Origin of the sequence: Solwaraspora sp. WMMB762 (assembly GCF_049179115.1) — a bacterium.
In the GTDB taxonomy this organism is placed as follows: Bacteria; Actinomycetota; Actinomycetes; order Mycobacteriales; family Micromonosporaceae; genus Micromonospora_E.
Genome location: NZ_JBMHMD010000001.1, coordinates 2,927,010 through 2,952,274 on the forward strand (window position 1 = coordinate 2,927,010; position 25,265 = coordinate 2,952,274).

The window sequence follows — 25,265 nt, forward strand, 5'->3', positions numbered from 1 at the left end:
CTAGTTCACCAGGTATTCCGGGCTGGCCAGGCCGAGTGTGATCAGCTCTTGCGGTGTCGTCGCCTGTTTCAACGCCGCGTACGTGCGGTTGGTCCAGGTCGGAACCACGAGTACGTCGGCCAACCGCTCCACCGTGATCCACGAGCCACCGGCCAACTCGGCGAGTACGCCGGCGAGGCCCAGCCTCACCTGGGCCGCCGAGGAGGTCAGCCAGGCGGTCCCGCTCGGCCAGCCGGCCACACTCGGCGGCGCGAACGGCACCTGTCCGAGACCTTTGAGCCCACTGACGACAGTGTGGAAGGCCTCGCCGGAGAGTCGCGCCGGGCGGATGCCGAGCTGCCGCATTGCCCCGACCAGCCACTCCATGGGCTGCTTCACCATCCGGTAGCGCCCCGAGCGGAACTGCTCGTCTTCGACCAGGGCGCGCAGCATCGAGATGCCCACCGGAAACGCCGCGACCATCTTCCCCCGGGTGGACTCCGGAATCGGTTCGGTGGCGGAGGCGTACCGGAACCACAGCCGGTCCGCGATGAACCGGGGGCAGGCCGGCCGGGCGGCGAGGTGGTCCACCAGCGAAAGCGCGTCGAACTTCGCGGTGGCGCCGAGGATGGTCTTGGGACCGGCATCGTGGTCCTTGGGCACGAAGATCGCCGTCGCCGGCACGCTGAGGTCGGTCTTCCAGCCGGTCAGTGCCCGGCCGGCCGCCTTGACGTCACGTTCGCTGTACTGCCCGATGCCGAGCATGAACAGTTCCATCAGCTCTCGGGCAAGGTTCTCGTTCGGCGCCCGTCTGGTGTTCGTGTGCCCGTCGAGCCAGTAGACCAGCGCCGGGTCGGTGACCAGTTTGCGGGCCATTGTGGTGAACGTCGGCGAGCTCCGCATCTTCTGGTGTTGCGCGAGCATGAACTGTGGGCTTCCGACCTTTCGTATCGAGGTCGCCCAGTGCCCGTGCCAGAAGAACAGCAGCTTCTCGGTGGCCTGGTGGTCGGCGACGGTCAGCCGGTCGAGCCACCACCGGATGATCGTGTCGGTCTGCTGGCGGCGGAGCGCCTCCGCGGCGGCGCGCCGCTCGGCGCCCGGGTCGGGCAGATCGTCGAACGCGTCGGGGCCAAGCTCCGGCATCGGCGCCGCCGCAGCACCCCGGTCCTGCTCTCCGGGGTCCATCAGGCGCGCCACGGTGGCCGCGTACCCGGCCTTCGACGCGGCGGCCAACTCGGACGAGGTCGGACCGAACCCCACACGTCGCAGGAGCAGTGCGACGCTATCGCTCATGTGGATTAACGTACGCGACTGTGCCGGCGACCGGGTAACGCCTAGCGCCCGCGCCGCATCGCCGCCCCGCGCCGCGTCGCCACCAGGCCCACCAGGTTGACAGGTAGGGCACGCAGCACGTCGGCGGCGGCGGCCAGCTGATCAGCGCGAGTGAAGCCGACCCTGGCCACCAGCAGCGTCGCGTCGGTCGCGCTCGCCAGCAGCAGCGTCTCCGCATCGGACAGTAGCGATGGCGCGTCGACCACGACGAACCGGCCGCTGAGCCGCATCGACTCCAGCGCCGGGGCCAGCGCGTCCGAGGCCAGCAGTTGCTCGCTCGGCCCAGGCCCGGCCGGGCCGGCCGGCAGGACGTACAGCGGCAGGTCCGGGTGCCGGTGCGTGGCCTGCTCGGCCGCGACCTCGCCAAGCAGCACGCTGGTCAGGCCGACCGTGTTCGGCACGTCGAAGAGCCGGTGTACGCCGGGATCCCGGACGTCCGCGTCGATCAGCACGACCGGCTCGCCGGCCCGGGCGAACGCGATGGCGATGTTCGCCGCGGTAGCCGTTTTTTCTTCCCCCGGCACCGAGCCGGTGACCGTGAGGCTGGCGAACCGGTGCCCGGCGGCGCGCAGCCGCAGGTTGGCCCGGATCTGCCGGAACGCCTCGACGCGCGGCTCCGGGTCGTCGCCGGTCACCAGCGGCGGTCTTCCCCCGCCGGCCGCGACGGCACCGAGCAGGACGGTGCCGGCGACCTCGGCCGCGTGGCTCTCGTCGCGTACGGTGCGGTCACGCGCGTAGCGGACCACCGCGACGAGGACTCCGATCGCCAGGCCCCCGGCGACGCCGAGCCCGGTGTCGGCCGCGACCTGCGGCGTGGCCGGGGCCGAGGGCGTCGTCGCCGGCCGGGTCACCGAGACCTTGACCGGTGACTCGTCGATGCCGGTCGGCTTCTCCAGGCGCGCGACGTATGCGGGAAACTCCGCCGCGATCGCGTTGGCGATGTCGCGGGCGCGTACCGGGTCCGGGTCACGGACCTCGACGGTGAGCACCGCCGTGCCGGCCGCGCCGGTCACCGTGACCCGCTGCGTCAACTCCGAAGGCTGGTACGGCAGCCCGAGCCGCCGTACGACGGCTTCGGCCACCTCGGGGCTGTTGCCCACCTCGGCATACGAGCGCACCCGCTGCAGGATGTAGTTGCCGCCCTCGTTGAGTTGGCCGATGTCGCGGGTGGTGAAGTTCGGCGCGAAGAACAGTTGGGCGTCCGCCCGGTACATGGGTTCCTGCTGGGCGGACGCGAGACCCGCGCCCGCGCCGCCGAGCAGCACCAGCGCCAGCACCAGCCACCGCTGCGACCACACGGCTCGCAGATGGCGCTCCAGCGTGAGCTGCTGCCACTGCTGGTGCCACTGCTGGTGTACGGATGGCGCGCCGTCGCCCGGCCCGTCGGAGGCAGGCCGCCTGAGCAGCCGAGCCGGGGCGAACCGCCCGGAAAGCTTCACGCTGAACCTCACACCCCGCCGGAATAGCGGCGCAATGTTAACAGCAGGTCCGCTCCGCTCATCGTCGCAAGGCCGTCAGCGCCGGGTCGGGGAGCCTACAGTCGACGGGTCGCAGCGACTCGGCGGCGCCGATGCCGACGGCGAGCAGCAGCGTCCCAGCGGCGGCCGGCCACAGGTAGAAATCGAAGAACCAGATCTGCACGGCGAAACCGACGATGAGCATCCGTGCGGTCAGCGATCTGAGCTTGACCAGCACGACCGCCAGGATGGACACGAACACCAGCAGCGCGAGCACGCCGAAGTCGTACCAGAGGGTGAGGTAACTGTTGTCGAACGCCTGTGCCTGCCCGTCGGAGATGCCGACCTGCTGGAAGAACCGCACGTGCGCCTCCGGACCCAGGCCGAACAGCGCGCTGCCGGCACCGTCCATGATGCCGGACCACGCCTCTTCCGTACGGCGATAGCGCGCCGTCGCCGAACTCGACCCGCCGACGTTGGTCAGGCGGGCCCGGACGAGGTCAGTCAGGTCCCGCACCGGCTTGGGACCGACGGCCACCAGCACGGTGCCGGCGGCGGCGAACGCCGCGACCAGACCGACGCCGCGCCGGGTGAGCTTGCGCGGCTGGGCCAGGTACCAGATGCCGAGCGCGCAGGCCGTGCCGATCCACGCGCTGCGCGACCCGGACAGCAGCAGGCCGACCGCGCCCGCGGCGAACGGCACCTGCCAGAGCCGGCCGCGCAGGCCAACGGCCACGCACATCGCCAGCATGCCGTACGTGCCGTACACGATCGGATGTCCCATGGTGCCGGCCGACCTGCCGGCTCCCGCCTGTGCCGTGAACGCGTTGCTGATGGCCAACTGGTCGAGAACCGGCCAGGTGCCGGACATCCGCTGGTAGACGGCCAGCAGCGTGATGGGTACGGCGACCCAGGCGAACGCCCGCGCCAGGCGGATCACCGGCGCACCGGCCCGCGCCTCGGCCACGACATGCCAGCCGACCAGCGCGTAGCAGGCCAGCGGCGCGACGGCGATCACAATGTCCTTCGGGCCGGTCCACCACACCAGGCCGGTGAGCACACAGACCGCCGGGACCGCGAATCCCAGCATCCCGACGGACGGCAGCGGCGCGTACGGCTGGAAGCGCTGGATCCGGCCGAGTGCGGCGATCGCCGTCGCCGCCAGCAGCACTGTCCATACCGGATCGACCGGGTATCCGGGATCGGCGGTGACCGGGACGAGCAACAGGACCGCGAACAGCGTGTAGTTGAGCCGGTCCGGGGTCCACAGCCCCCAGGCGAGCAGGCCGACCACGGCCACGGCGGCGAGCGCGAACGGCTGCCAGGCCGCCACCACCCCGACCGCGACGGCAGCCGCCCCGGCGACGACCGCCACGGCCGGGTCCGCCGGCCGGGACGCGCCGCGCAACGTGGGCAGGTGCGACATCAGCTGACCGCGCCCAGCTCTTCGAGGTACGCGACGAAGCGTGCGGCGGGGGACGGTTCGGTGGCGAGCTCCCGCCCGCGCCGTGACGCCTCGGCCGCGAGCCGCCCGAACGCCTCCCGGTCGGCGGCCAGATCCAGCAGCGCCGAGGCGAGCGCACCGGCGTCGGGGTCCACCAGCAGTCCGCCACCACCGGCGAGGATCTCTGTCGTGGCGCCCGCCCGGTAGCCGATCACTGGTGTGCCGGAGCGGAGCGACTCGAACGTCACCCGGCCGTAGGCCTCGTTGCGGGACAGCATCAGCGTCGCGTCGGCCCGCGCGTACAACGCGGCCGGGTCGTCCGTCCACGCGACGGTTTCGAGCTGCGTCTCGACGCCGTACCGGCGGGCCAGGTCGACGAGGCCCCGCCGCGCTTCACCGTCGCCGACCCCGGCCAGGGTGAGGGTGAACGTGCGGCCCTGGCGCGCGCAGATCGCCAGCGCCTCCACCGCGTCCTGCTGACCCTTCTCGGCGCTGTGCCGGCCCAGCAGCACCAGCCGCTCCAGTGCGACCGGACGGTCCGCACCCGGCCCGGAAACACCGTCCGGCCCGGACGGACAGTCCGTGTCCGGCCCGGATTCGACCGGCGGCGGGATCACCCGCAGCTTCGCCCGCGCCATCGGCACGGCGCTGGTCACCTGACCGGCGGCGTACGCGGAAACCGCCACGACGCCGTCCGAGAGGCGCGCGATGAGCCGGGCGATCGCGGCCCGGGGCAGCACGGACCGCAGGCTCGGGTTGCTGAGCAGGCTCTCCCGCACCACCCAGACGTGCGGCACCCGGGACATCCGCGCGGCGATCGCCCCGGCTGGTACCACCGCCGAGTTGGTTACCACGACGTCCGGCCGCGTTCGGTGCAGCAACCGCCGGTATCGGGGAACCGAGGCGAGCGCTTGGAGCAGCCGGACCGCGCCGACCGCAGGGCCGTACCGCCGGCCCATCCACAGCCGGGTCGCCAGCACGACCACGTCGGCGCCGGCCGCAGCGAGCTGCGCGCGCAGCGGCCCGTCCCCGGGCACCGTGACGGTGACCTGGTGACCGCGCGCCCGCACCGCCTCGCCGACCAGGGCGAGCAACGAACGCTCCGCGCCCATGAGATCGGCGGAGTGGCTGACGAACAGGACGTGCACGCTAGAACCTCTCCGTCGGGCCGTGCACTCCACGTAGCCCGTCCCAGTAACCGGCGAGGACGGCGAGCGCCCGGTGCCGGTCGTTGCGGCCTCCGGCGACGAGGCGGAGCACCGACCTGGCCAGGTTCTTGTAGTGGACCGGCTCCCCGATCAGGATCCGCCGCAGCGGACGGGGGTAGTGCTTGCGTACGTAGAGGATCTCGTTGCGGTGATGGTAGTACTGCGCGCGAGGACTCGAACCGGCCAGGCTGCCGCCCCGCCGGTGCCACACCTGCGAGGCGCATACCAGGCCGATCCGACCACCCGCTGCGGCGATCCGCCGTACCAGGTCGAACTCCTCCTTGTAGTGGAAGAACCGCTCGTCGAACAGGCCGACCTGGACGGCCCAACCGACGCCGAGGAGGATGGCCGCGCCGGTCACCACGTCCACATCGTGCGCACCGACCTCGCACCCGGCGCAGCGCAACGGCCGTACCCGGCCGCCCGGCAGCATCGCGGCGACGACGTACGGCTCCGGGTCGGGGTCGTCGGGTCGCGCGGACGTCGTCTGAGCTGATGTGGACACCGCGAACCGGTCCGCATGCGCCAACAGCGCCGACAACGTGTCCGGCCGGGGTACGCAGTCCGCGTTCAGCAGCCAGACGAAGGCCGCGTCCCGGTCGTGCGCGACCCTGATGCCGGCGTTCATCCCGCCGGCGTAGCCCAGGTTGGCGTCGAGCCGCACCAGCGTCACCGCGTCACCGAGCGCGCGCAGTTTGTCGATGGAGTCGTCGGTGGAGCCGTTGTCGACGACGACCATCTCCGGCACGACGCTGCCGGCGGCGACCGCCCGGACGCAGCGGATCGTGTCGTCCGCGCAGTTCCAGTTGAGCACCACCGCGACGACGCGGGTTCCGTCGCTATCCACGCCCACTGACCCTGTCCCCCGCCACCCGATGACCGGCCCCGGACCGGACGGCGAGGCCCAGCACCGTGCTGTGCGCGGCGAACAGAGCCACCGACAGCGCGGCGACGCCCCACGCCCCGTACGGCGCGGCGACGAGAGGATAGCCGACCACCGCGGCCAGCGCGGTACCGAGCGCGATCACGGCGGTGGTGCGCTCGCCGCCGAGGTTGACCAGGCGCGCGCTGAGGACCTTACCGACCGACACCGCGACGCTGCGCGGCACCAGCAGCGCGCCGAGCAGCACCGCCGCCGCGTACCCGCTGGTCAGCACCCCGATGCCGGCCAGCCCGACGAGCACCAGCACTCCCATGCCGACAGCCAGGTAGACGGCTCGGCGCAGCACCCCGCGCAGCCGGTCGGCCGAGCCTTCCTCGTGGTCGCGCAGCGTCCGCTGGGCTGCGACGACCGCGCCGGCCTGGGAGAACTCGATCGCCGCTACCGCCAGGGAGTAGATCGCCAATGCGTCCGCGCCCTGGTAGCGGGCCAGCGCGAGTTGGTCGAAGCGGTACGTGAAGATCTGTGCCACCGCGCCGGTGTGGGTCAGGCCCAGCCGGGCGAGGCGTTCGGGCTCCGCCGAGGCGCGCCGCGCCATCGCGCCCAATGGTGCCCCGTGCGCCGCCCACATCGCGACGGCCATCACCGCCTGGCAGCCCAGCCAGGCCAGCAGCCAGACCGTCGCGTCGTCGACCGAGGCGAGGATGAGCACGAGGTAGAGCACGGGCGCGACGGCGGCGAACAGCGCGCGCTGGCGGTAGACGGCGACGAACCGCCCGAGGGTCAGGCCCGCCGCCGCGGGCATGGTGCCGGCCGCGACGCACGCCGCACCAGTCGCCGCGAGTGCCGGTGACGCCGCCTCCGCGTACCAGGCGAAGACCCAGCCCAGCGTGGCCGACAGCGGCACCGTGGCGGCGTAGACGGCGAGGCTGCGCCGCCCGGACCGCTCCCGTAGCCAGTCGCTGCCCTGCGCGAGCATGAACGTCTCCAGTGACAGGCCGCCGACCGCGACGCCGACGGTCGCGCTGGTCGTCGTCGCGACCAGCAGGCCGCGCTCTGCCGGCGGCAGTGCGACGCTGAGCAGGATGGCGAACCCGGACATGGCCAGCGCGGCCACGTACATCACCGTCGCGCTGCCGACCGCGCGCCGGATCGCGTACGCGGCCAGCGCAGCCCGACCCGGACTGGACCGGCCCGGGCTCAGCCCTCGGCTCGTCAAGCCCGCAACCCGGCGACGGTGCCCCGGATGACGGCGGTCGCCGCGTCGGGGCGGCGGGCGAGCAGCGCCTTCGCGGCGTAGCCGAGCCGGGCCGCGGCGGCGAACGGCACCCGGTGCCGGTAGTGCTTGCGGAAGAAGACCATGCAGCTGCGGCTGGCGTGAAAGTACGTCGTGGTCGACTTGGCCGCCATGTCCGCCGTCGCCCCGGTCGCCACGCCGCCGGTGTGCTCGACGGCCAGGTCCGGGACCGCTGTGGTCGGGATGCCCATCCGGGCCGCGCGTAGCGCTATGTCAGCCTCCTCGTAGAACAGGAAGAAGTCCTCGGAGAACCCGCCCAGATCCTGCCACGCGCGGCGGGTGACGAGCAGCGAGTGGCCGGCCGCGTAGACCAGTTTGCTCGACCCTGCCACCCCGCTGGCGGGCGGTCGTCCGCTCTGGCCGGTCCACAGGTCGACCATGCCGAGGTCCGGCCCGCCGCCCGGTGCGACGCTGGCCGTCGCGCCGATCGCGCGGTCGCCGGCGTGCAGCACGTCGAGGGCCGAGGCGAGTCCGCCGCCCGCGATCCGGATCCGGGTGTCCGGGTTGAGCACCCAGATGACGTCGGCGCCCTCGGCCAGCAGCCAGGTGGCGGCGAGGTTGTTGCCGGCGGCGTACCCGACGTTGCCGTGCCCGGCGATCACCCGGACCGTCACGCCGGCACGCTCGGCGTACCCGGCGATCTCTGACAGTTCGGCGGCCTGGTCGCTGTTGTCGACGATCGCGATCGCGACGCGCGGACCGGTGGCCTGCGGACCGGCGGCCCGGCCGGCCACGATGGAACGGATGAGGCCGGCGGTGTCGCCCGCACTGCGGTAGTTGACGATCGAGATGCCGAGCAGACCGCTCACCGTGCCCCCACCGCACCATCGCCCGCCACACGCCCAGGACAGGAGTACGAAACAGGCTCTCGATCAACCTGTCAAGTGGCCTCGGAACCGACTCCTTCCTGGACCGGGGTCGACCAATCCAACTGGATCATGCCGGCCCCGCCGAACCCGACTCACTAATTTGGAGCAATCGCATTTTGTCGGGCACGGCTGGCGTCTCCGGGGTGATGGACGCGGGCAGTCACTCGCTACGATTCTCCAGCAAGGAGTACGGGGAGGAATCGATGGCGCGCGTACTTGTCGTCTCGACGCAGCGTTCGGGAGCCTACCCGAGCATCCGCGATGCTCTGGAGGTCGCGCCCGACGGTGCGACCATCTCCATCGAGGCGGGCGTCTACGCCGAGACGGTCCGCATCAGTGGCCAGCGGCTGAGCCTGGTCGCGGCCGGTGAGGCCGGCTCCGTGACGATCGACGCGGGCGACGGCGCCGGACCGGCGGTCGGCAGCGACGGCGCCGACGTGACCCTGCAGGGACTGGTCGTCAGGTCGGGGCACTATCCCGGCGTGCAGGCACGCGGCGGCCGCATCACCATCGAGAGGTGCGAGGTCGCCGCGCAGTACGCCGCCGGTGTCAGCGTCACCGACGGCGCGGTGCTCACAGCCACCGATGTGAAGATCACCGCAGGTCAATCCGGCTTCGTCATCGAAGACGCGGGCGGTGTGATCGACAAGTGCGAGGTCCGCGACATTGCCGAGGACGGGATCATCGTCCGGCTCGGCGCGGACCCGGCGATCCGGAATTCGACAGTCAGCGCGTGCGGATACCGGGGCATCTACATTTACCAGGCCGGCCGGCCCACGATCGAACGGTGTGACATCTCATCGACGGGCGACGCCGGCATCTCGGTGGCGCACCAGAGCTCGCCGACCATCACCGGTAGCTGGGTGCACGACACTCGCGGCGTGGGCATCATGATCGGTCGCGGTTGCGGTGGCCTGGTCGAGGGTACCCGGGTGGAGGGCACGGCCGCGCCGGGCATCCAGCTCGACGAGGGTGCCACCGCGACCGTACGCAAGGCCGACGAGGGCGGGCACCAGCCCCGGGTCGGCGTCAGCGCGATCGAGGGCGCGACCCAGCAGGACACCGAGCGGGTCGACAAGCTGCTCGCCGAACTCGACTCGATGATCGGCCTGGCCGGCGTCAAGAGCGAGGTCCGCGCGCTCATCGACGAGATCCAGGTCAACGAGTGGCGCCGCAGCGCCGGCCTGGCGGTCGGCGGGACGAGTAACCACCTGGTGTTCACCGGTGCACCGGGCACCGGTAAGACCACCGTCGCGCGCCTCTACGGCCAGCTTCTCAAGGCTCTGGGCGTACTACCCAACGGCCAGTTCCGCGAGGTGGCCCGGCGTGACCTGGTCGGCCAGTACATCGGACACACCGCGGAAAAGACCACGAAGGTCTTCGAGGAGGCGTTCGGCGGTGTGCTCTTCATCGACGAGGCGTACACCCTGTCCCGCGCCGGTGGCGCCAGCGCCGACTTCGGCCAGGAAGCCATCGACACCCTGGTGAAGCTGATGGAGGACCACCGCGACGAGGTGGCCGTCATCGTCGCCGGCTACACCGACGAGATGGTCGACTTCCTCGACGCCAACGCCGGTCTGGCATCCCGGTTCGCCAAGACGCTGGAGTTCGAGAACTATGCGCCCGACGAGCTGGTGCTGATCGTCAACCGGATCGCCCGTAACGACGACTACCTGCTCGAACCCGGGCTCGACGACGCGCTCCTGGAGTGGTTCGGCCAGATCGAGCGTGATCGCAACTTCGGCAACGCGCGCGAGGCGCGCAAACTGCTGGAGGGCATGCGCAAGGCCCAGTCCGGTCGCCTGCGGGCGCTGGGCCGGATGCCGTCGCGCGACGACCTGCGCACCCTGGTGCTCGATGATCTGTTGGCCGCCACCCGATGACGAGTTCCGATGTCGACGGAGCGCCTGGCGGCGCCGCGCGGGTCAGCGCCGAGACGCCCGACGCCTCCGGCCCCGCGATCCTGCTGCCTCGCCGGCGTCCCGGCTACCTCGGCCCCGTACACGTGATGCAACTGCTGCTGGTCGAGGCGGTCATCGTCGCCGTCCTCGCCGTCCTCGGCCGAGGCGTGGCGCTGACGACGGGCGCCAGCGCCGCAGGCCTGCTGCTGCTCGCGGCGACGCTGGGCCGGCGCCAGGGCCGGTGGTGGCTGGAACGACGCGCGATGACGCGGCAGTACCGGCGGCGCCGGCAGGGCACGTCCGGCACCCCGCGAGCCGACGATCCCCGGGTGGCCGCGCTGCACCGGCTCGCCCCCGGGCTCGTGGTGGAGAACGTCGCGGTGGCCGATGGCGCCCAGGTCGGCGTCGCCCGTGACGACGCCGGCTGGTACGCGGTGGCCGCGGTGACGCCGAGCACGCCGATGCGCGGTGTGGCCGGCGGCCTTCCGCTCGAAAAGTTGGCCGACGCGCTGTCCGAGGCCGACCAGCCGGGCACAGTGCTCCAGGTTGTCACCCAGACGGTGCCCGCGCCCAGCGTCGACATGCACCCGTCCGCCCCAGCCGGACAGTCGTACCACCAGTTGCTGGCCCGGTTCGGCGGTGTGCCGCTGCCCGCGGACCGGGCGACCTGGATCGCGGTACGGCTGGACGCGCGGGCGCTGGCCGAAGCCGCAGCAACCGGCGACGCCGACCTCGACGCGGCACCCGCAGTGGTGGCGGCGCTTGTCCGGCGGGTCACCAAGTCGCTGCGCCGGGTCGGTGTCTCGTGCCGCCTGCTCGACGCCGACGGCCTGCTCACCGCGCTGGTGCGCTCCTGCGACCTGGAGCCGGCGGCGCCCGACACGCAGCGGGAGGCGGCGCCGCCCCGCGAGGAGTGGTCCGACTGGCACTCGTCGCGGCTGGCCCACCGCTCGTTCTGGATCCGCGACTGGCCTCCGGTCGGGCAGGTCTCCGGCCTGCTGGACTGGGTGTCGACCGTGCCGGCCGCGATGACGAACGTAGCGTTGATCATGGCGCCGGACAGCAGCCAGAAGATGATCGACCTGCGCGGCCTGGTTCGCGTGTCGGCGCCCGCCGCCGACCTCGGCCAGCTCTGCCAGTCCGTCGCGCATGGCGTCGAACGGGCCGGGGCCGACCTCTTTCCGCTGCACGGCGAGCAGGGCCCCGCCGTCTACGCGTCGGCCCCGACGGGCGGTGGCGCACGGTGACCAGGCCGCAGGACGAGGAGGACAGGCCCAGGCCGCGGGACGAGGAGAACAGGCAGCAGTCCCAAGCGCCACAGCACCCGCCGGCGGTCCCGGGCCGGCCAGCCTCGGGCTATCCTGCCGCCGACCAAGCCTCGGCGGCCCAGCAGCCGGCGTCACCCGTACCGCGCACCGGGCAGCCGCCCGTACGGCAGGTCCACGCACCATCGGCGGCCCAGCAGGCCAAGCCGGCGCAGGCCCAGGCACCGACGGCCGAGTCCGCTACTGTCGCCCGCCCCGCCACGCAGGCCGGGGTGGCGGCCGCAGCTGCGGCCGCCACCCCCGCCAGGGCGCAGCCGCTCGCCGCGCCGGACGCCGCAGGCCAAGGCCCACCGGGGACGGTGTACGACGGCGGCCCGCCGCCCGGTCCCAACGGCAACGGCCACGGCGGCGTCTCGGGGCGGCTGGCGCGGCTGCGTATCGGCTGGCACACGTTGTCCCGCCCGGCGCTCGCCCAGATGCGCATCTCCGCGCCGGGCACCGGGCTGATCCTGGGCTCCGACCGGCAGCAGAAACCTGTGGCCGTACGGATGTTCCGGCCGGAGTCCACTCGCGTCACGCTCGTCGGTGGGGCCTGGGCCGGGCAGTTGGTCGCTTTCCGGGCACTCGCCCTCGGCGCGCGGGTGGCCCTGGTGGCCGCCGATCCGCAGGCCTGGCACGGCTTCGGCGAGCGGGCCACGGGCCGCAGCGACCGCCTGACGGTCCTCGGCGCCGAGCAGCCGCTGGCACTGGCCGCGACCCCGCAGCAACCGGTGCTGGTGGTTTACGACCTTGGCGTGGTCGGCGCCGCGACGCCCCAGCCGCTCGGGCCGTGGCAGACGCAGCTCACCGTCCTGCGCCGCCTCGACCAGCCGGGTGTACCGGCGATTCAGGACTGCAACCTGGTGATCCTGCAGCGGCTGGCCGGCGCGGAGGCGGCGCAGGCCGGCGGGGCGCTGAAGCTGCCGTCGAACAGCACCCAGTTTCTGCAGGTGATGGCCGAGGACATGGTCGCGCTGGTCGGTGACGGCACGCTGCGCTACATCTCGCTGGCACAGACCGACATCGAGCATCAGCACCTGGGTGCCCCGCGCCGCTGACCGCCCCGCCACGAACTCCCGCTCCGTCCCCGCGAGATACCGTCGATGTCGGCTGGCCGACGGACCTGCCCTGCGGGCGGCCTGAGGCGGGTCAGTGGGCCGGCGGGGTCCAGGCGAGCTGGACGAGGCGGGCGCCCTGGCGGCGGGTGAAGAGCCAGGCCCGGCCGGGCGGCAGGAACTGCGGCTTGACGGTGCCGAACAGTGCGCCCTCTTCACGGGGGCCGGACATCATGATGCCCGGCGAGGCCAGCTCCCGGATCCGGCTGATCACCGGGTCGAACATGGCCCGGCTGGCGCCGCCGATCCGCCGGGTCAGCACCAGGTGCAGCCCGATGTCGCGGGCCTGGGGCAGGAACTCCAGCAGCGGGGTGAGCGGATTCGTCATCCCGCCGGAGAGCAGATCGTAGTCGTCGATCAGCAGGAAGAGCTCCGGCCCGGACCACCAGCTCCGGTCGCGGAGCTGCTCGGGCTTGACCTCCGGGCCGGGCAGCCGCTCCCGCATCACGGTGGTCACCTGGTTCACCAGATCGGTGGTGCTCTGCTGCGACGTGCCGTACCCGATCAGGTGCGGCGTGTCGACGCAGCCGAGCAGGGTCCGCCGGTAGTCGACGAAGATGAGCCGGGCCTGGCTGGGTTCGTAGCTGGTGGTGACCATCTTGGCCAGGCTGCGTAGGAACGAGCTCTTGCCGCTTTCGATGTCGCCGAACAGCAGCGCGTGCGGCTCGGCGTCGAAGTCGAGCAGAACCGGCTGCAGGTCGGACTCGGCGATGCCGATCGGCAGCTTCCCGCCCTGCGGCGCGGGCAGCGCGGCGTACGGCAGCTCGGCGGGCAGCAGCCGCACCGCGGGCGCCGGCGGGTTGGTCCAGTACGTCTGGGCGAGCTTGACGAACTCTGCCACCGCGTCGGAAAGGTCGTCGACGCGCTGCTCGGCGTCGATGCGGGGCAGCCCGGCCAGAAAGTGGAAACCGTCCGGGGTGAGACCGCGGCCGGGTGTCTGCTCGGGCACGTTGACCGCGGCCCGCCGGTTGATCACCGAGTCGCTCGGCTCGCCCAGGCGCAGCTCGATCTTGGTACCGAACATGTCGCGGACCACCGCCCGCACGTCCATCCACCGGTTGGTCGCGGCCAGCAGATGGATGCCGTAGCCGAGGCCTCTGTTGGCCAGCTCGTTCACCAGCGGTTCGAGGTCTTCGAACTCGCTGCGCAGCGCCGACCAGCCGTCGATGACCAGGAACACGTCGCCGAACGGGTCTTCGGTGAACCGCCCCTGCCGCTTGGCTCGACGGTAGGCGGCGATGCCCTCCACACCGTGCGCGGCGAACAGGCCCTCGCGGGCCTGCATGAGCCCGTGCATCTCGGCGATCGTGCGGCGTACCTTGTCCACATCGCGCCGGGCGGCGACGCCACCCGTGTGCGGCAGGTCGGCCATGGCGGTCAGGCCGCCGCCACCGAAGTCGAGGCAGTAGAACTGCACCTCGCGTGGGGTGTGCTGCAGTGCCAGACTGCCGAGCAGCGTACGCAGAAAGTTGCTCTTGCCGCTCTGCGGCCCGCCGACCACCACCAGGTTGCCACCGCTGCCGGACAGGTCCAACCACATCGGCTCGCGCAACTGCTCGAACGGCTTGTCGATGATGCCGACCAGGCCGTGCAGCGCGCGCTGCGGGTCAAGGTCCGGTGCGCTCAGTCCGCGCTCCGGCGACTGCACGATCGGCGCCATCAGCTGGCCCAGGGTCGGCGGTTCGGCCAGCGGCGGCAGCCACACCTGGTGCGCCGGCGGACCCTGCCCCTCCATCCGGTTGACCAGCACGTCCAGCAGGCTCTCGCCGACCGCCACGTCCTCCTCCGGCTCGGCCTCCTCCGCGACGGGCTTGTCGTCACGCGGCGACGCCACGTAGTACGTGGGGTACTCCCGCACCGGGTCCGTGGCCCGGCCGCCCACGCTTGCGCCGGAGCCGTCCTGGCGCACCACCCCGGAGACGTACGCTGCCTTGAAGCGGATCATCCCCTCGGTGCCGGTGCGCAGGTAGCCGTGACCGGGCGCCCGCGGCAGCTCGTACGCGTCGGGCACGCCGAGCACCGCCCGGCTGTCCATGGAGGAGAAGGTACGCAGGCCGATGCGGTACGACAGGTGCGTCTCCAGCCCGCGCAGCCGGCCCTCCTCAAGGCGCTGCGAGGCGAGCAGCAGGTGTACGCCGAGCGACCGGCCCACCCGACCGATCTGCACGAACATGTCGATGAAGTCGGGGCGCGCGGTCAGCAGCTCGGAGAACTCGTCGACGATCAGCAGCAGACTCGGCAGCGGGACGAGCGGCACCCCGGCCGCTCGGGCACGCTCGTAGTCGCGCTGCGAGGCGTAGTTGCCGGCTCGGCGCAGCAGCTCCTGCCGGCGCATCAGCTCGCCCTGGATGGCACCCAGCATCCGGTCCACGAGGGACAGCTCGTCGGCGAGGTTGGTGATGACGGCGCTGGTATGCGGCAGCCGGTCGAGCGTGGTGAACGTCGCGCCGCCCTTGAAGTCGACGAGCACGAAATTGAGGATCTCGGAGCTGTGGGTGATCGCGAGGGCCAGCACCAGCGTACGGAGCAACTCGCTCTTGCCCGACCCGGTGGCGCCGACCAGCAGGCCGTGCGGGCCCATGCCGTCCTGCGCGGACTCCTTGAGGTCGATCTCGATCGGCCGCCCGTCCGGGCCCACGCCGAGCGGCACCCGCAGCCGGTCGCGGTTGGGTCGGCTGGCCCAGGCGTGACCGAGGTCGAAGTCGTACGGCGAGCCGAGGCCGAGCAGCTCGGCAAGTCCGAGGTCGAACGTCACTCCGGCGGGCTGGTCTGCGTACGATGCGGCAGACAGCCGCAGCGGCGACAGCTCCCGGGCCAGCACCTCGGCCTGCGCGACGTCGAGGCGGTCTGCGGTGCCCACCTGGATCAGCCCGTCCATCGTGGTGCCCGAGATGGTGCCGTCGTCGGCGACGTCGAGCACGACGGAGGTGTCGTCGAGCAGCCGCGGCGGCGGGTTGGACAGGTCGAGGATGGTCACGCCGGCGACGCCGCCGTCGGTCATCAGATGGTCGGAGCCGGTGGTGGAGCCGCCGTCGATGACCACCACCACGTGCGGCCCGGGAATCGAGTTCGCCATGGCTGGTTCGAACCGGGGACGGTTCGCCAGCACGTCGTCGAGCATCGCCTCCAGCGCGTTGACGGCGGGCGCGAAGAGCCGTACCGGCCCGACTGCGTCGAGCTTCGCCGGGTGCTGTGCGTGCGGCAGCCACTTGGCCCATTCCCAGTTGGGCCGCTGCATGTCCGGCACGCACAGACCGATCAGCAGGTCGTCCGGGGAGTGAAAGGCGGACATCTGAGCGAGCAGCGCGCGCGTCAGGTCGCGCACCGCCCGCTCGGAGCCGCGCAGATAGACGTGGGAGAAGTCGCGCAGTGCGATGGCCACCGGCAGGTCGGGGACCACCGAGTACGTCGCCACGAACTTGCGCAACGCCATCGCGCACAGCGGCTCCAGCTCGTCGACCGGGCGGGTCTGCGGCGGTATCAGCGGCGTGGCGACCTCCAGTGCCCCGATGCCGATGCGTACGACGCTGAAGTCCGCGTCGGCGCGACGGCGCTCCCAGAGCCGTCCGCCGGTGACCGTCGACCACAGCGCGTCGGGCTCCGGGTGCCGGTAGTGGATAGCCTCCCGCTGCTGTCTGATGGTGGCGCGGATCTGCGCACGCTGCTGTGCCAGGCGGCGCATGTACTGCCTGCGGGCCTCGATCATCTCCTTCTTGCCCGGGCCCGTCTGATTGAGCATCATCATCCCCATCATTCCGAGGATGGAGATGCCGAACATTCCACCGGCAACATAGGTCAGCGGTCCGCCACCGCCGCGCTGGCCGGCCATCATCAGGCCCATGGCCGCACCGCCGGCCGCCATCGGCAGAATCATGAGCATTCGGGTCCACGCCTTGCCGGCGGGTGGGGGAATCTCGGGCGGTGGATCCAGCACGACCTCGCCGGTGGGCAGCGGCGGCGCGGGCCGACGCGGCGGCCGCTTCACGATCACCGATGTCACCCGATCGACCTCCGCCGCGCCGGCTCGTTCCCTTTGTGTGCAGGGCAATTCTATAGACCGGATCCACCGTGAAGAATGGATCAGTCGCGTGGCAGGGACATGCTAGTTTGGCGCTCGACGAGCGGCGGCGGGCTCCGGTGGAGGTGACCAGCGTGACTGCCCCGGGAGGCCTCAGCCTCGCCAGAGTGACGGTGGCGGCGCCGAAGCGGCGCATGGACGTCGCGTTGCCCGACAACATGCTCGTCGGGGAGTTGCTGCCGCATCTGCTGCGACATGCCGGCGATGACCTCGGCGAGGTCGGCGAGCGGCACGGCGGCTGGGTGCTGCGCCGCGCCACCGGCGGCGTGCTCGAAGCCACCCGCAACCTCTCCGTGCAGGGCGTACGCGACGGCGAACTGCTGCACCTGGCCCCGCGCCGGGAAGACTGGCCCGAGCTCGCGTACGACGACGTGGTCGAGGTGATCGCGAGTGGCGCGCGGCGGGCCGGGCGTTCCTGGGGAGGCTCCGCGACCCGCCGGTGCGGCCTCGCGGTCGCCGCCGCGGTGCTGAGCTTCGGTCTGCTGACCCTCGTGCTGTCCGGACCGCCGTGGCCGCTGCCGGCGGGCGTGGCGCTGGGGATGGCAGCGGTCCTCGCGATAGTCGGACTGCTGCTGTCCCGGGCCTTCTCCGACGCGACCGCCGGCGCTGCGGTGGCCGCGTCCGGCCTGCCGTACGCGTTCGCGGGCGGCGCGCTGCTCGCTGCGCCCAGCGACATCGGTCTGCTCCGGCTGGGTGCGCCGAGCCTTTTGCTCGGCTCGGCGGCGCTGCTGGTGTTCAGTGTCATCGGCTACACGGGCGTTGCCGCCGTGCAGCGGCTCTTCATGGCCGGGCTGGCGATCAGCGTCGCCGGCCTGCTCGCCGCGGTGCTGTGCCTGGCCGGGATGTCGCCGTCCGGCTCCGCCGCTGTCACGCTCACCACGGTCATCGGTCTGCTCCCCGGCTACCCACTGTTCGCCAGTTGGCTCGGCCGGCTACCGGTGCCCGAGCTCCCGGACCGCCCGGAGGAGATCCTCGAAGACCGCCCGGTGCCCAGGCGGTCCGACGTGTTCGCCGCCGTCGCGCGGGCGACCGAACTACTCTCCGGAATGCTGCTCGCCGCCGCCGTCACCGGGGTCTGCGCCACCATGATCTTGATTGCTGTGGACGGAAGCATACCGGCCCAGCTCCTCGGCTTCGCGGCCGCGGCGGCGCTGCTGTTGCGCGCCCGCCTGTTCGCCCTTCCGCAGCAACGGGTGCCGCTGCTGGTCAGCGGTGTGGTCGGGATGGCGCTGCTGGCCTTCGGCAACACACTGGACGCCGACCACGGCGGTCGGCTACTGATCCTGCTCCTGATCGTGGTCGCCGCCGCAGCGGTGCTCGCCGCCAGCCTGGTCTACAGCCGGCGCAGCCCGTCGCCTTACCTGGGTCGCGCCGCCGACATCGTCGACGTGCTCGCCATCCTGGCGCTGATCCCGCTGGCCTGCGCGGTCGCCGGCCTTTTCGGCGCGATTCAAGGACTGTTCTCGTCGATCGGCGGGTGACCCGGACATGGCCACACGACGCGACCAACTCCACTCGTACCAGTTCCTCACCCAACGGGTCATCTCTGCCTTCGTGATGCGCGAGACCGACCCGCAGCAATCCCCGCTGCGCCGCGGTATCGGCGCGATCTTCGGCGGCCTGATGATCGCCATCCTGGTAGCCGCCGGGTTCGGCATCTACGGCATCATCACCAAGGCCGGCAGCGACAGGTGGCAGGCCGACGGCGCGGTCGTGATCGAAAAGGAGACCGGCGCCAGCTTCATCTACCTGCAGGGCAAACTGCACCCGACGCTCAACTACGCGTCGGCGGTGCTGGCTTCCGGGCGCCCCGACGCGCCCGTGTTCCGGGTGCCGGGCAACTCGCTGGCCAGCGCGCCCCGCGGCGTCACGATCGGCATTCCGGGCGCACCCAACTCTCTGGCACCGGCCAGTAAGCAAGCTGGTCTACCTTGGACGATCTGCTCGGCGCCCAGCGGGGACGACACCGGCCGAATCGTCGAGACCGTCTCCCTGGTCGTGTCTCGGGCACCGGTCGGCGGGCGGTCGCTGGCGGAGGAGGGCGTGCTGGTCCGCGACTCCCGGCAGGACGCGACGTACCTCGTCTGGCACGGCCGCCGGTTCCTGGTCCGCGACGCCCGCAACGTCGTACCCGCCCTCTTCGGAGCGGTCGACGCCGCACCGGTCGGCGCGGCGTGGCTCAACGCGCTACCCGCCGGCAACGCCATCGAACGGGTCGCGTTCAGCGGGCGCAACCAGCCGTCCAGCGAAGTGGACGGCTGGACGATCGGCGACGTGCTGGTCACGCAGACCGGCTCGGGCCCGCAGTATTACCTCGTCCTCGACGACGGGCTCGCTCCGATCACCGAGCTGCAGCAGAACATCCTGCGCGCCGAGTTCACCGTGGAGCCGGTCGAGATACCTGTGTCCCAGGCCACGTCGGCACCGGTCAGCAGCCAGGTGCGGCCAGCGACCGGAGACAGCGCGCCGCCTGCGACGCCGCCCGTGCTGATCCGACCGGCCACCGGCGACGCGCTGTGCGCGGTCACCAGCGACGCGCGCGCCGTACCAACGATCACCTCTGTTGCCGGTACGGAGGCCGGCCTCGACGAGGCCGTACCGACCGGCTCGGTCACCCGCGACGGCGTGATCCTCGCCGACTATGTGCTGGTGCCGCCGGGCCAGGTCGCCGTCGTACGGGTGCTTGGCGCGCCGACCGCCGATGCCGGCCCGTACTACGTCGTCACCGACCTCGGCATCAAGTTCCCGGTGCCCAACGCGACCGTCCTCGGGCAGCTCGGCTACCCGGCGACCCAGGCCACCGACGTGCCGACCACGCTGGTCTCGCGGATACCCACCGGACCGACGCTCGACCCAGTCGCGGCCACCCGCCCCGCCTCGGCCGCCCCCGCGGACTGACGCCGGGGGCGCTCAGTCGAAGAGCATGACCGGCGGGCCGGGTTCTTCGGACTCGTCCCGCCGCGCCGGCGCGGGAGCCACCGCCGAGCGCCAGAACCGCCGCCGGCCCCGCGGCAGCGCGATCGACAGCGTCAGTACGGTCAGCACCACGGCGACCGCCAGACCGGTGCCCACCAGAGCGAGGTCGCGGCTGCGCGCCCAGGCGGGTGACCCCCCGCTGGACGGCTTGCCGAGCGCGGGCAACGGCTGCGCTTCACCGCCGTCGGCCAGACTGTCGTGCACCGCCGAGTACGGGTTGACGATGCCGTGGCCGTACGCGGACCCGCCGGGTCCCGGGACGGTAGTGGTCAGCAACTGTCGGGCGGCCTGCTCGGCGGTCAGGTCGGAGCGCCGGGCGCGCAGCAGTGCCGCCGCGCCGGCCGCGAAGCCGCAGGCCACCCCCGTGCCGTCGACCACCGCTCGGCCGCGCGTCCGTTGCAGCGTGACCACCCCGACGCCCGGCGCGACCAGGTCGACGTAGTCGCCGCGCTGCGACTTGGTCCAGACCTCGCCACTGTCCTGGATCGCGCCGACGCCGATCACGCCGTCGTAGTCCGCTGGGTACGGAGTGGGGTTCTCGCCGTCGCCGAGGTCACCGACGGCGGCCAGGACCAGCACGTCGCTGGAGAACGCCCGGTCCACCGCCGCGCGCAGGGCCGGCGAGTCGCGGTACGTGATGGTCGACACCGCTATCACGTCGGCGCCGCCGTCAATGGCCGCATTGATGCCCTGCGCGAGCACCTGCGGATCGGCGCCCTCGCCGGAGAGCCGGTCGGCCACCACCCGGACCGGCAGGATCCGGGTGGTGGGTGCCACGCCGGTGAGCCCGCCCGAGCGCTCCTGCTGGGCACCGATCACGCCGGCGACCTGCGTGCCCGTACCGAGGCAGTCGCTGTCCGCGGACCCGCCGCCGGCCACCGCGTCGAATCCGGATTCGACGCGGCCGGCCAACTGCGGGTGGCCGGCGTCGACACCGGAGTCGAGCACCGCGACGGTCACCCCACCGCCCCTGGTCAACGGGAAGATCCGCTCCGGCCCGAGCATCCGCTGCGGCCAGGGCACCGGATCGATGGCCTCGCCGGGATCGGCGCAGCTGGGCGCGGCCAGCGCCGAAACCGGCGTGACGACGCCGGCCACGGCCGGAGTCGGCGTGACCTGGCCCGCCGCGACCACACCGGCCGCCGCGACCACGGCAGCGCGGGCCAGCCGCCTCATGAGGCCTTCACCGCTCGTCCTCCTCCGCGTCTTCAGGTGCGCCGAGCAGCAGGAGCATCTGTACGTGCTCGCTCGGCACCGTCAACTCCTGCGCGGTACGCGGGTCGACCGCCAGATTGTGCCCCTCCGGCCACAGGGACAGCACGAACGGAAACGCCACGGTCACGGCGGGCACCGGCTCAGGGTACGCCTCGGCGAACGTCTCCTCGGACGTGAAGACCTCGATGAACGGCGCCTCTTCCGTGCCGACCGGCCGCCAGGGGAAGCCGTCCGCCAGGATCTGGTTCGCGTCCGGCACCTCGCCCAGGGTCGGCAGCAGCACCACCGTGTCGAGCAGGGCCTGGATGTAACCGTCGGGGTCGACGTCGCCCTCCGCCGGCGCCTGTTCGGCCTCGGCCACCACCTCTGACACGGTCGGGACCACGATCTCTCCGAGCGCGGCCGCCTGCACCGACTCGATCGGCAGGTACATGTCGATCGGCGAGCCGACGTTTACGGCGAGCCGCCACTGCGGGTTGGGCCACTTGCGCCGCAGCTCGGCGCAGTTTGTCACCGCGTACCCGTCGGCGGCACCGCCCACCTGCGCCGCCATGCCCTCGACCGAGGTGAACACCGGCAGGAACGTCTGCCCGAACAGTTGCATGGTCATCAGTCGCTGCGGCCCGCCCCGGTCGGTGGTGCGCTGCGGCAGGTAGAGGTCGCTGAACGCCAGGATGCGGAAGAAGTCCTGGCGGTCGCCGTCCAGCAGGGCGCGGACCATCGCCCGCTCGGTCTCGTTCGCGGGCTCCCACGACTGTGTCATGGCAGGACCTCCGGCGCTCGTCGGGCGGTGGGCAGGTCGGCACCCATCCGTTCGTCCCACACCGGCCGCGCGCGACCGCCGGCCGCGCCTCGCTCGGCGATCGCCCGCAGCGACGGGGGGGACCTCGCGCAGCGCACGCCAGAAGTCGGCGAAACCATCGGCGCACCGGTGCAGCAGCCGGTCCGCCACGTCAGCCGCGCCGTACGCGTCCGTGTCGCGGGGATCGTCGTCGTCCCAGTACCAGACGGAGCCCTCGTCGCCGCCGCGCACCCGGACCGCGATCAGGCCGCCCTGCACGTACCCGACCGCGAGAAACTCGGCGGTGAGCCGGTCGCCGAACCACGCGTTGGCGTAGACCAGGTCCTGCAGCCAGTCCTGCCGGGCGACGCCGAAGAACGGTTGGTCGACCACGAACCCGAAGCGCGGGTGGACGGCCGGCCACGCCGGTCGGCCGCCGTTCGTGCGCACCAGAAAATCACGGTACGCGGGCGGCAGCGCGTACCCCAGGTGCTCCTCCACCTTGCCCACCGCCTCGGGTGACAGGCGCGCGGCGAAGTGGATCGGCGGCGGCGGTCCGTTCTCGACGGGCAGCCCGCGCCGGCTGCGGTCGGCGGCCCCGGTGCTGACCCCGCCGAGGTGCCGGGCGGCGCCGTGCAACTCGATCGGCACCAGCGCGAGTCGCCGCGTGCCGGCCAGGTGTGCCCAGGTCCAGCCAACCGGCGTGCCGGTGCCCGCCGCCCATAGTTGATCACCGGTGCGGGTCATCGTCTCGTTGGCGGTCAGCACGTTCAGCACGCGCGCCTCGTCCATGCCGAAGTCGGACGGGGCCGGCGGCAGCTCGACCAGGGCCCGGGCGTACGGCGTCCAGTCCGGGAAGCCGTGCGGCCCGAACGCCACGCCGCGCCGGTACCGGATCCGCAGCATCGGCGATCCGGCGTGAACCACCCGGAACGCGTGCCGCGCGCCCGGAATGGGCGGCAGCGCCGGTTGGGTCATCTCGGACACCTCCCCGGGTTCGAGCCTACTGAGCGCGCGCCCGGCCGGCGGCGCGAACCTTCGCGCGGCGGTGCCACAGCAGCGCGCCGACGACGAACGTGTGCCGGCCCACGTTCTCCACCGGGATGTCGGCGAACGCGTGCCGCGCGGTCCGGATCCAGCCGCCGCCGGGCCCCCGGCGCCGGTTCAGCGCCAGCCCGAGCAGGTAGCTGACCGCGCCGCCGGCGAGCAGGCCGACCGCCAGGCCGCCGAGCGGAACACCACTATGGTCGATGCCGCCGTCACCCTGCACGGCCAGGTCGTACAGCAGCCGCACCGCCAGGTACGGCCCGCCACACACGGACAGCACCCAAATCGGTACGATGATCACACCCCAACCGGTCCACCCCGCATTGACGTACACCTCTGACAGAATAGGTGGCCAGCCCGTGACCCGGGTGGGATGGCATAGGCTCCGAGGAATGCGACGCCTCGCCTTCCCGGCCGCCGTGGTGACCGCCTTCGTGCTGGCGGTCTCGGGCTGCGGTGGCCCGGATCCGGTGTCCTACCAGGTCCGCTACGACCTCAACATGGTGGGCGACCGAGCATTTGCCGACATCTCCGCCTACTACACCCAGGACACGGGGTTCGAAACGGGAGTCACGGAGTTCGGCGCGTCCTGGACGCACGAGGTCACCGTGCGCCATCCGGACGTCGAGTGGGTCCGCCTCAACGGCTCCTTCCGCTTCGACACCGAGGTGCCGGGTACGCACCCGAACCCGTTGCTGTCGAAGATCCGCTGCCAGATCCACATCGACGGCAAGCTTCTGGTGGAACACACCGGTCAGAACCCGTCCTGCGCGGTCCGGCTGACCGAGACCGGCCCGACACCCGGCGTGGGCTGATGCCCGACGCGCTGGCCAGCGGGGACACGTCCGGCTAGGACGACGGCAGGGTGAGCCGCTGCGCTACCGGCTCACGCACCCAGGAGGCCGGCTGGCCGGCCGAAGCGGCTCGGCAAACCGCTTCGCCACGTCCTCACCCGGCTGGAACACGTGCCGTCGCAGCCCCACTGTGTTGATCATCGCACCCTATCCGCCCCTCAGCCGAACAGTCGCAGCGCCGACTGGTACGCGTCGCGCACCGCGATCAGCCGTGGGGCCCGGAACCGGCCGGGCTCGCGCAGGTATACCGGCGCGCCGACCCGGCTGCGGACGGCACCCTGCGGCACCCGGTCGTCGCCCGGCGGGATCAGCTTGAGCACCTCGTCGATTGCGGCCGCTGCGCTGGCCAGCAGGGTGCGGGCGCGCCGGCGGTCGGGCTCGGGCAACCGATGGGGCTGCGGCGGCACCAACCGGGCGTACGAGTCGGCGACCCAGAGCCACTCGCCGGCATCGAGCAGCTCGGACGGCTCCGCGTCGCCGTACCGGATCTCGCCGGTCTCCAGGTCTTGCGGCTCCTGCGGCAGGCTGAACACGAACTCGCGCTCGGCGCCGCAGCTGGGGCACCGGCCCGTGTACCGCCGGGCAAGGTCGCCGCCGGGCAACTCCTCCACGACGCTGGCCCGATCGAACCGGGTCTCCCCGCACGCGCACGGGTGCAGGTCCATGTAGAGGTGGGCCTCCAGGCTGGAGCGGGCCAGCGGTGGCCGCGCGGCCAGCTCGGACGGTATGTCGTCCCCCAACGGCCGTCGCCTCGACTCGCCAGGGTGCCACGGCGCCGAGCGCCCGCGCGCCTCCCGGATGATCGCTTCACCCTCGCGGCGGATCGCCGCCACGCGCTCCTGATCGCCCGGGCTCAGGCTCTCCTGCATCCGCACCCACCGGCTTATCTCGGCGCGGAGCAGTGTCACCGCGACGGGATCGTCGCGCCGCTCGTGGTACTGTGCGGAGTAGACGGCGATGACCCTGTTGATCCGGTCGATGGCGATCTCGAAGTCGCGCACCTCTTCGGGGGTAAAGCCGTGCGGCCGTACCTTGTTGAGGATCCCGTCGTCGTCGGTCACTGTGTCTCCTCTCGCCCACCTCGATGGTGCCGGCACCACCGGGCCGACGCGTCGGCGAAGCTCGCGCACTCCAGGGCCGAGGCACCCACTATGCCCGGTCATCTCGACGCCGCTGCTCGGCCTCCGCCAGCACATCGCGCAGCATGGCCGCGATCTGCCGCAGGAACGCCGCCGCCCCCACGTCGGATGGGTCGTCCAACACCCAGTTGGCGTCCCACGCCACCAGCTCGGCCAGCACTCCCGGCGGCTGCGGCTCGACGAGGAGCTGGTCAAGTGCGCGCATCTCGCGCTTCAGCCCAAAGGTGCCGGACGCCGCGACCTGTCGCATGCCAGCCTGGACCTCGTCCAGGGACACCATGTCGGCGACAAAGGCGCCAAGGAAGCTTCGCACCTTTTCCACCGTTGGCAGGCGCTCGAGCTCCTCGGCCCGCCTACGCAAGGGCTCCGGCAGACGCGAGATGTCCACG

Annotated in this window: 19 protein-coding genes; 6 read left to right on the plus strand and 13 right to left on the minus strand. The window is 72.2% G+C overall.

Annotation, left to right across the window (positions count from 1 at the left end):
• Genes ACN27J_RS12985 through ACN27J_RS13015 form a run of 7 tightly spaced genes read right to left on the minus strand, consistent with a single transcriptional unit; the run spans nucleotide 1 to nucleotide 8,406 of the window.
• Entirely contained in the window at nucleotides 1-1,272 is a 1,272-nt protein-coding gene (locus tag ACN27J_RS12985) for a DUF1800 domain-containing protein (protein WP_421366332.1), read from the minus strand.
• Between the two features lie 41 nt (nucleotides 1,273-1,313).
• Nucleotides 1,314-2,750 (minus strand): Wzz/FepE/Etk N-terminal domain-containing protein, encoded by a 1,437-nt coding sequence (locus ACN27J_RS12990; RefSeq protein ID WP_421366334.1) that lies wholly within the window; start codon nucleotides 2,748-2,750, stop codon nucleotides 1,314-1,316.
• 58 nt (nucleotides 2,751-2,808) lie between these two features.
• Nucleotides 2,809-4,194, minus strand: a complete 1,386-nt coding sequence (locus tag ACN27J_RS12995) for an O-antigen ligase family protein (protein ID WP_421366337.1) — start codon at nucleotides 4,192-4,194, stop codon at nucleotides 2,809-2,811.
• On the minus strand, nucleotides 4,194-5,360 hold the full coding sequence (locus ACN27J_RS13000; protein WP_421366339.1) for a glycosyltransferase: 1,167 nt from the start codon (nucleotides 5,358-5,360) through the stop codon (nucleotides 4,194-4,196). The genes ACN27J_RS12995 and ACN27J_RS13000 overlap by 1 nt, the downstream gene beginning before the upstream one ends.
• 1 nt (nucleotide 5,361) lies before the next feature.
• Nucleotides 5,362-6,267, minus strand: coding sequence for a glycosyltransferase family 2 protein (locus ACN27J_RS13005; protein WP_421366341.1), 906 nt, complete (start codon nucleotides 6,265-6,267; stop codon nucleotides 5,362-5,364).
• Nucleotides 6,260-7,519: a lipopolysaccharide biosynthesis protein gene (locus tag ACN27J_RS13010; RefSeq protein ID WP_421366343.1), complete on the minus strand. Its 1,260-nt coding sequence runs from the start codon at nucleotides 7,517-7,519 to the stop codon at nucleotides 6,260-6,262. Before ACN27J_RS13010 ends, ACN27J_RS13005 begins: the two co-directional genes overlap by 8 nt.
• Nucleotides 7,516-8,406 (minus strand): hypothetical protein, encoded by an 891-nt coding sequence (locus ACN27J_RS13015; protein WP_421366345.1) that lies wholly within the window; start codon nucleotides 8,404-8,406, stop codon nucleotides 7,516-7,518. The genes ACN27J_RS13010 and ACN27J_RS13015 overlap by 4 nt, the downstream gene beginning before the upstream one ends.
• 263 nt (nucleotides 8,407-8,669) lie before the next feature.
• On the opposite strand from ACN27J_RS13015, the gene ACN27J_RS13020 reads away from it, so the two are divergent.
• From ACN27J_RS13020 to ACN27J_RS13030, 3 genes are read left to right on the plus strand one after another with little or no spacing between them, the layout of a single operon-like run.
• Nucleotides 8,670-10,349 (plus strand): right-handed parallel beta-helix repeat-containing protein, encoded by a 1,680-nt coding sequence (locus tag ACN27J_RS13020; RefSeq protein WP_421366346.1) that lies wholly within the window; start codon nucleotides 8,670-8,672, stop codon nucleotides 10,347-10,349.
• Complete coding sequence (locus tag ACN27J_RS13025; RefSeq protein WP_421366348.1) at nucleotides 10,346-11,614, plus strand: type VII secretion protein EccE; 1,269 nt, start codon at nucleotides 10,346-10,348, stop codon at nucleotides 11,612-11,614. The genes ACN27J_RS13020 and ACN27J_RS13025 overlap by 4 nt, the downstream gene beginning before the upstream one ends.
• Entirely contained in the window at nucleotides 11,611-12,729 is a 1,119-nt protein-coding gene (locus ACN27J_RS13030) for a hypothetical protein (protein WP_421366349.1), read from the plus strand. The genes ACN27J_RS13025 and ACN27J_RS13030 overlap by 4 nt, the downstream gene beginning before the upstream one ends.
• Nucleotides 12,730-12,820: 91 nt before the next feature.
• On the opposite strand, the gene eccCa is transcribed toward ACN27J_RS13030, so the two are convergent.
• Nucleotides 12,821-16,786 carry a type VII secretion protein EccCa gene (gene eccCa / locus ACN27J_RS13035; RefSeq protein WP_421366351.1) on the minus strand — a complete coding sequence of 1,322 codons (3,966 nt, stop codon included), beginning with the start codon at nucleotides 16,784-16,786 and terminating at the stop codon, nucleotides 12,821-12,823.
• Between the two features lie 152 nt (nucleotides 16,787-16,938).
• Here eccCa and eccD point away from each other — a divergent pair, with 152 nt between their 5' ends.
• Both eccD and eccB read left to right on the plus strand, forming a co-directional pair.
• The gene (gene eccD, locus ACN27J_RS13040) at nucleotides 16,939-18,345 is read left to right on the plus strand and encodes a type VII secretion integral membrane protein EccD (RefSeq protein ID WP_421366352.1); all 1,407 of its coding nucleotides are present in this window, start codon (nucleotides 16,939-16,941) and stop codon (nucleotides 18,343-18,345) included.
• A 7-nt stretch (nucleotides 18,346-18,352) separates the two neighbouring features.
• The gene (eccB, locus tag ACN27J_RS13045; protein WP_421366354.1) at nucleotides 18,353-19,762 is read left to right on the plus strand and encodes a type VII secretion protein EccB; all 1,410 of its coding nucleotides are present in this window, start codon (nucleotides 18,353-18,355) and stop codon (nucleotides 19,760-19,762) included.
• A gap of 12 nt (nucleotides 19,763-19,774) precedes the next feature.
• Here eccB and ACN27J_RS13050 read toward each other — a convergent pair whose 3' ends face one another.
• Genes ACN27J_RS13050 through ACN27J_RS13060 form a run of 3 tightly spaced genes read right to left on the minus strand, consistent with a single transcriptional unit; the run spans nucleotide 19,775 to nucleotide 23,163 of the window.
• Complete coding sequence (locus ACN27J_RS13050; protein ID WP_421366356.1) at nucleotides 19,775-21,016, minus strand: S8 family serine peptidase; 1,242 nt, start codon at nucleotides 21,014-21,016, stop codon at nucleotides 19,775-19,777.
• Between the two features lie 7 nt (nucleotides 21,017-21,023).
• Nucleotides 21,024-22,814, minus strand: a complete 1,791-nt coding sequence (locus tag ACN27J_RS13055) for an HNH endonuclease (RefSeq protein ID WP_421366359.1) — start codon at nucleotides 22,812-22,814, stop codon at nucleotides 21,024-21,026.
• 25 nt (nucleotides 22,815-22,839) lie between these two features.
• Entirely contained in the window at nucleotides 22,840-23,163 is a 324-nt protein-coding gene (locus tag ACN27J_RS13060; RefSeq protein ID WP_421366361.1) for a hypothetical protein, read from the minus strand.
• Nucleotides 23,164-23,275: 112 nt separating this feature from the next.
• Between ACN27J_RS13060 and ACN27J_RS13065 the strand changes: the two genes are divergently transcribed.
• Nucleotides 23,276-23,698 carry a hypothetical protein gene (locus tag ACN27J_RS13065; RefSeq protein WP_421366363.1) on the plus strand — a complete coding sequence of 141 codons (423 nt, stop codon included), beginning with the start codon at nucleotides 23,276-23,278 and terminating at the stop codon, nucleotides 23,696-23,698.
• Between the two features lie 197 nt (nucleotides 23,699-23,895).
• Here ACN27J_RS13065 and ACN27J_RS13070 read toward each other — a convergent pair whose 3' ends face one another.
• Together ACN27J_RS13070 and ACN27J_RS13075 are read right to left on the minus strand one after the other, a co-directional pair.
• On the minus strand, nucleotides 23,896-24,798 hold the full coding sequence (locus ACN27J_RS13070; RefSeq protein WP_421366364.1) for a hypothetical protein: 903 nt from the start codon (nucleotides 24,796-24,798) through the stop codon (nucleotides 23,896-23,898).
• A gap of 88 nt (nucleotides 24,799-24,886) precedes the next feature.
• The gene (locus ACN27J_RS13075; protein ID WP_421366366.1) at nucleotides 24,887-25,264 is read right to left on the minus strand and encodes a hypothetical protein; all 378 of its coding nucleotides are present in this window, start codon (nucleotides 25,262-25,264) and stop codon (nucleotides 24,887-24,889) included.
• Nucleotide 25,265 lies beyond the last annotated feature (1 nt).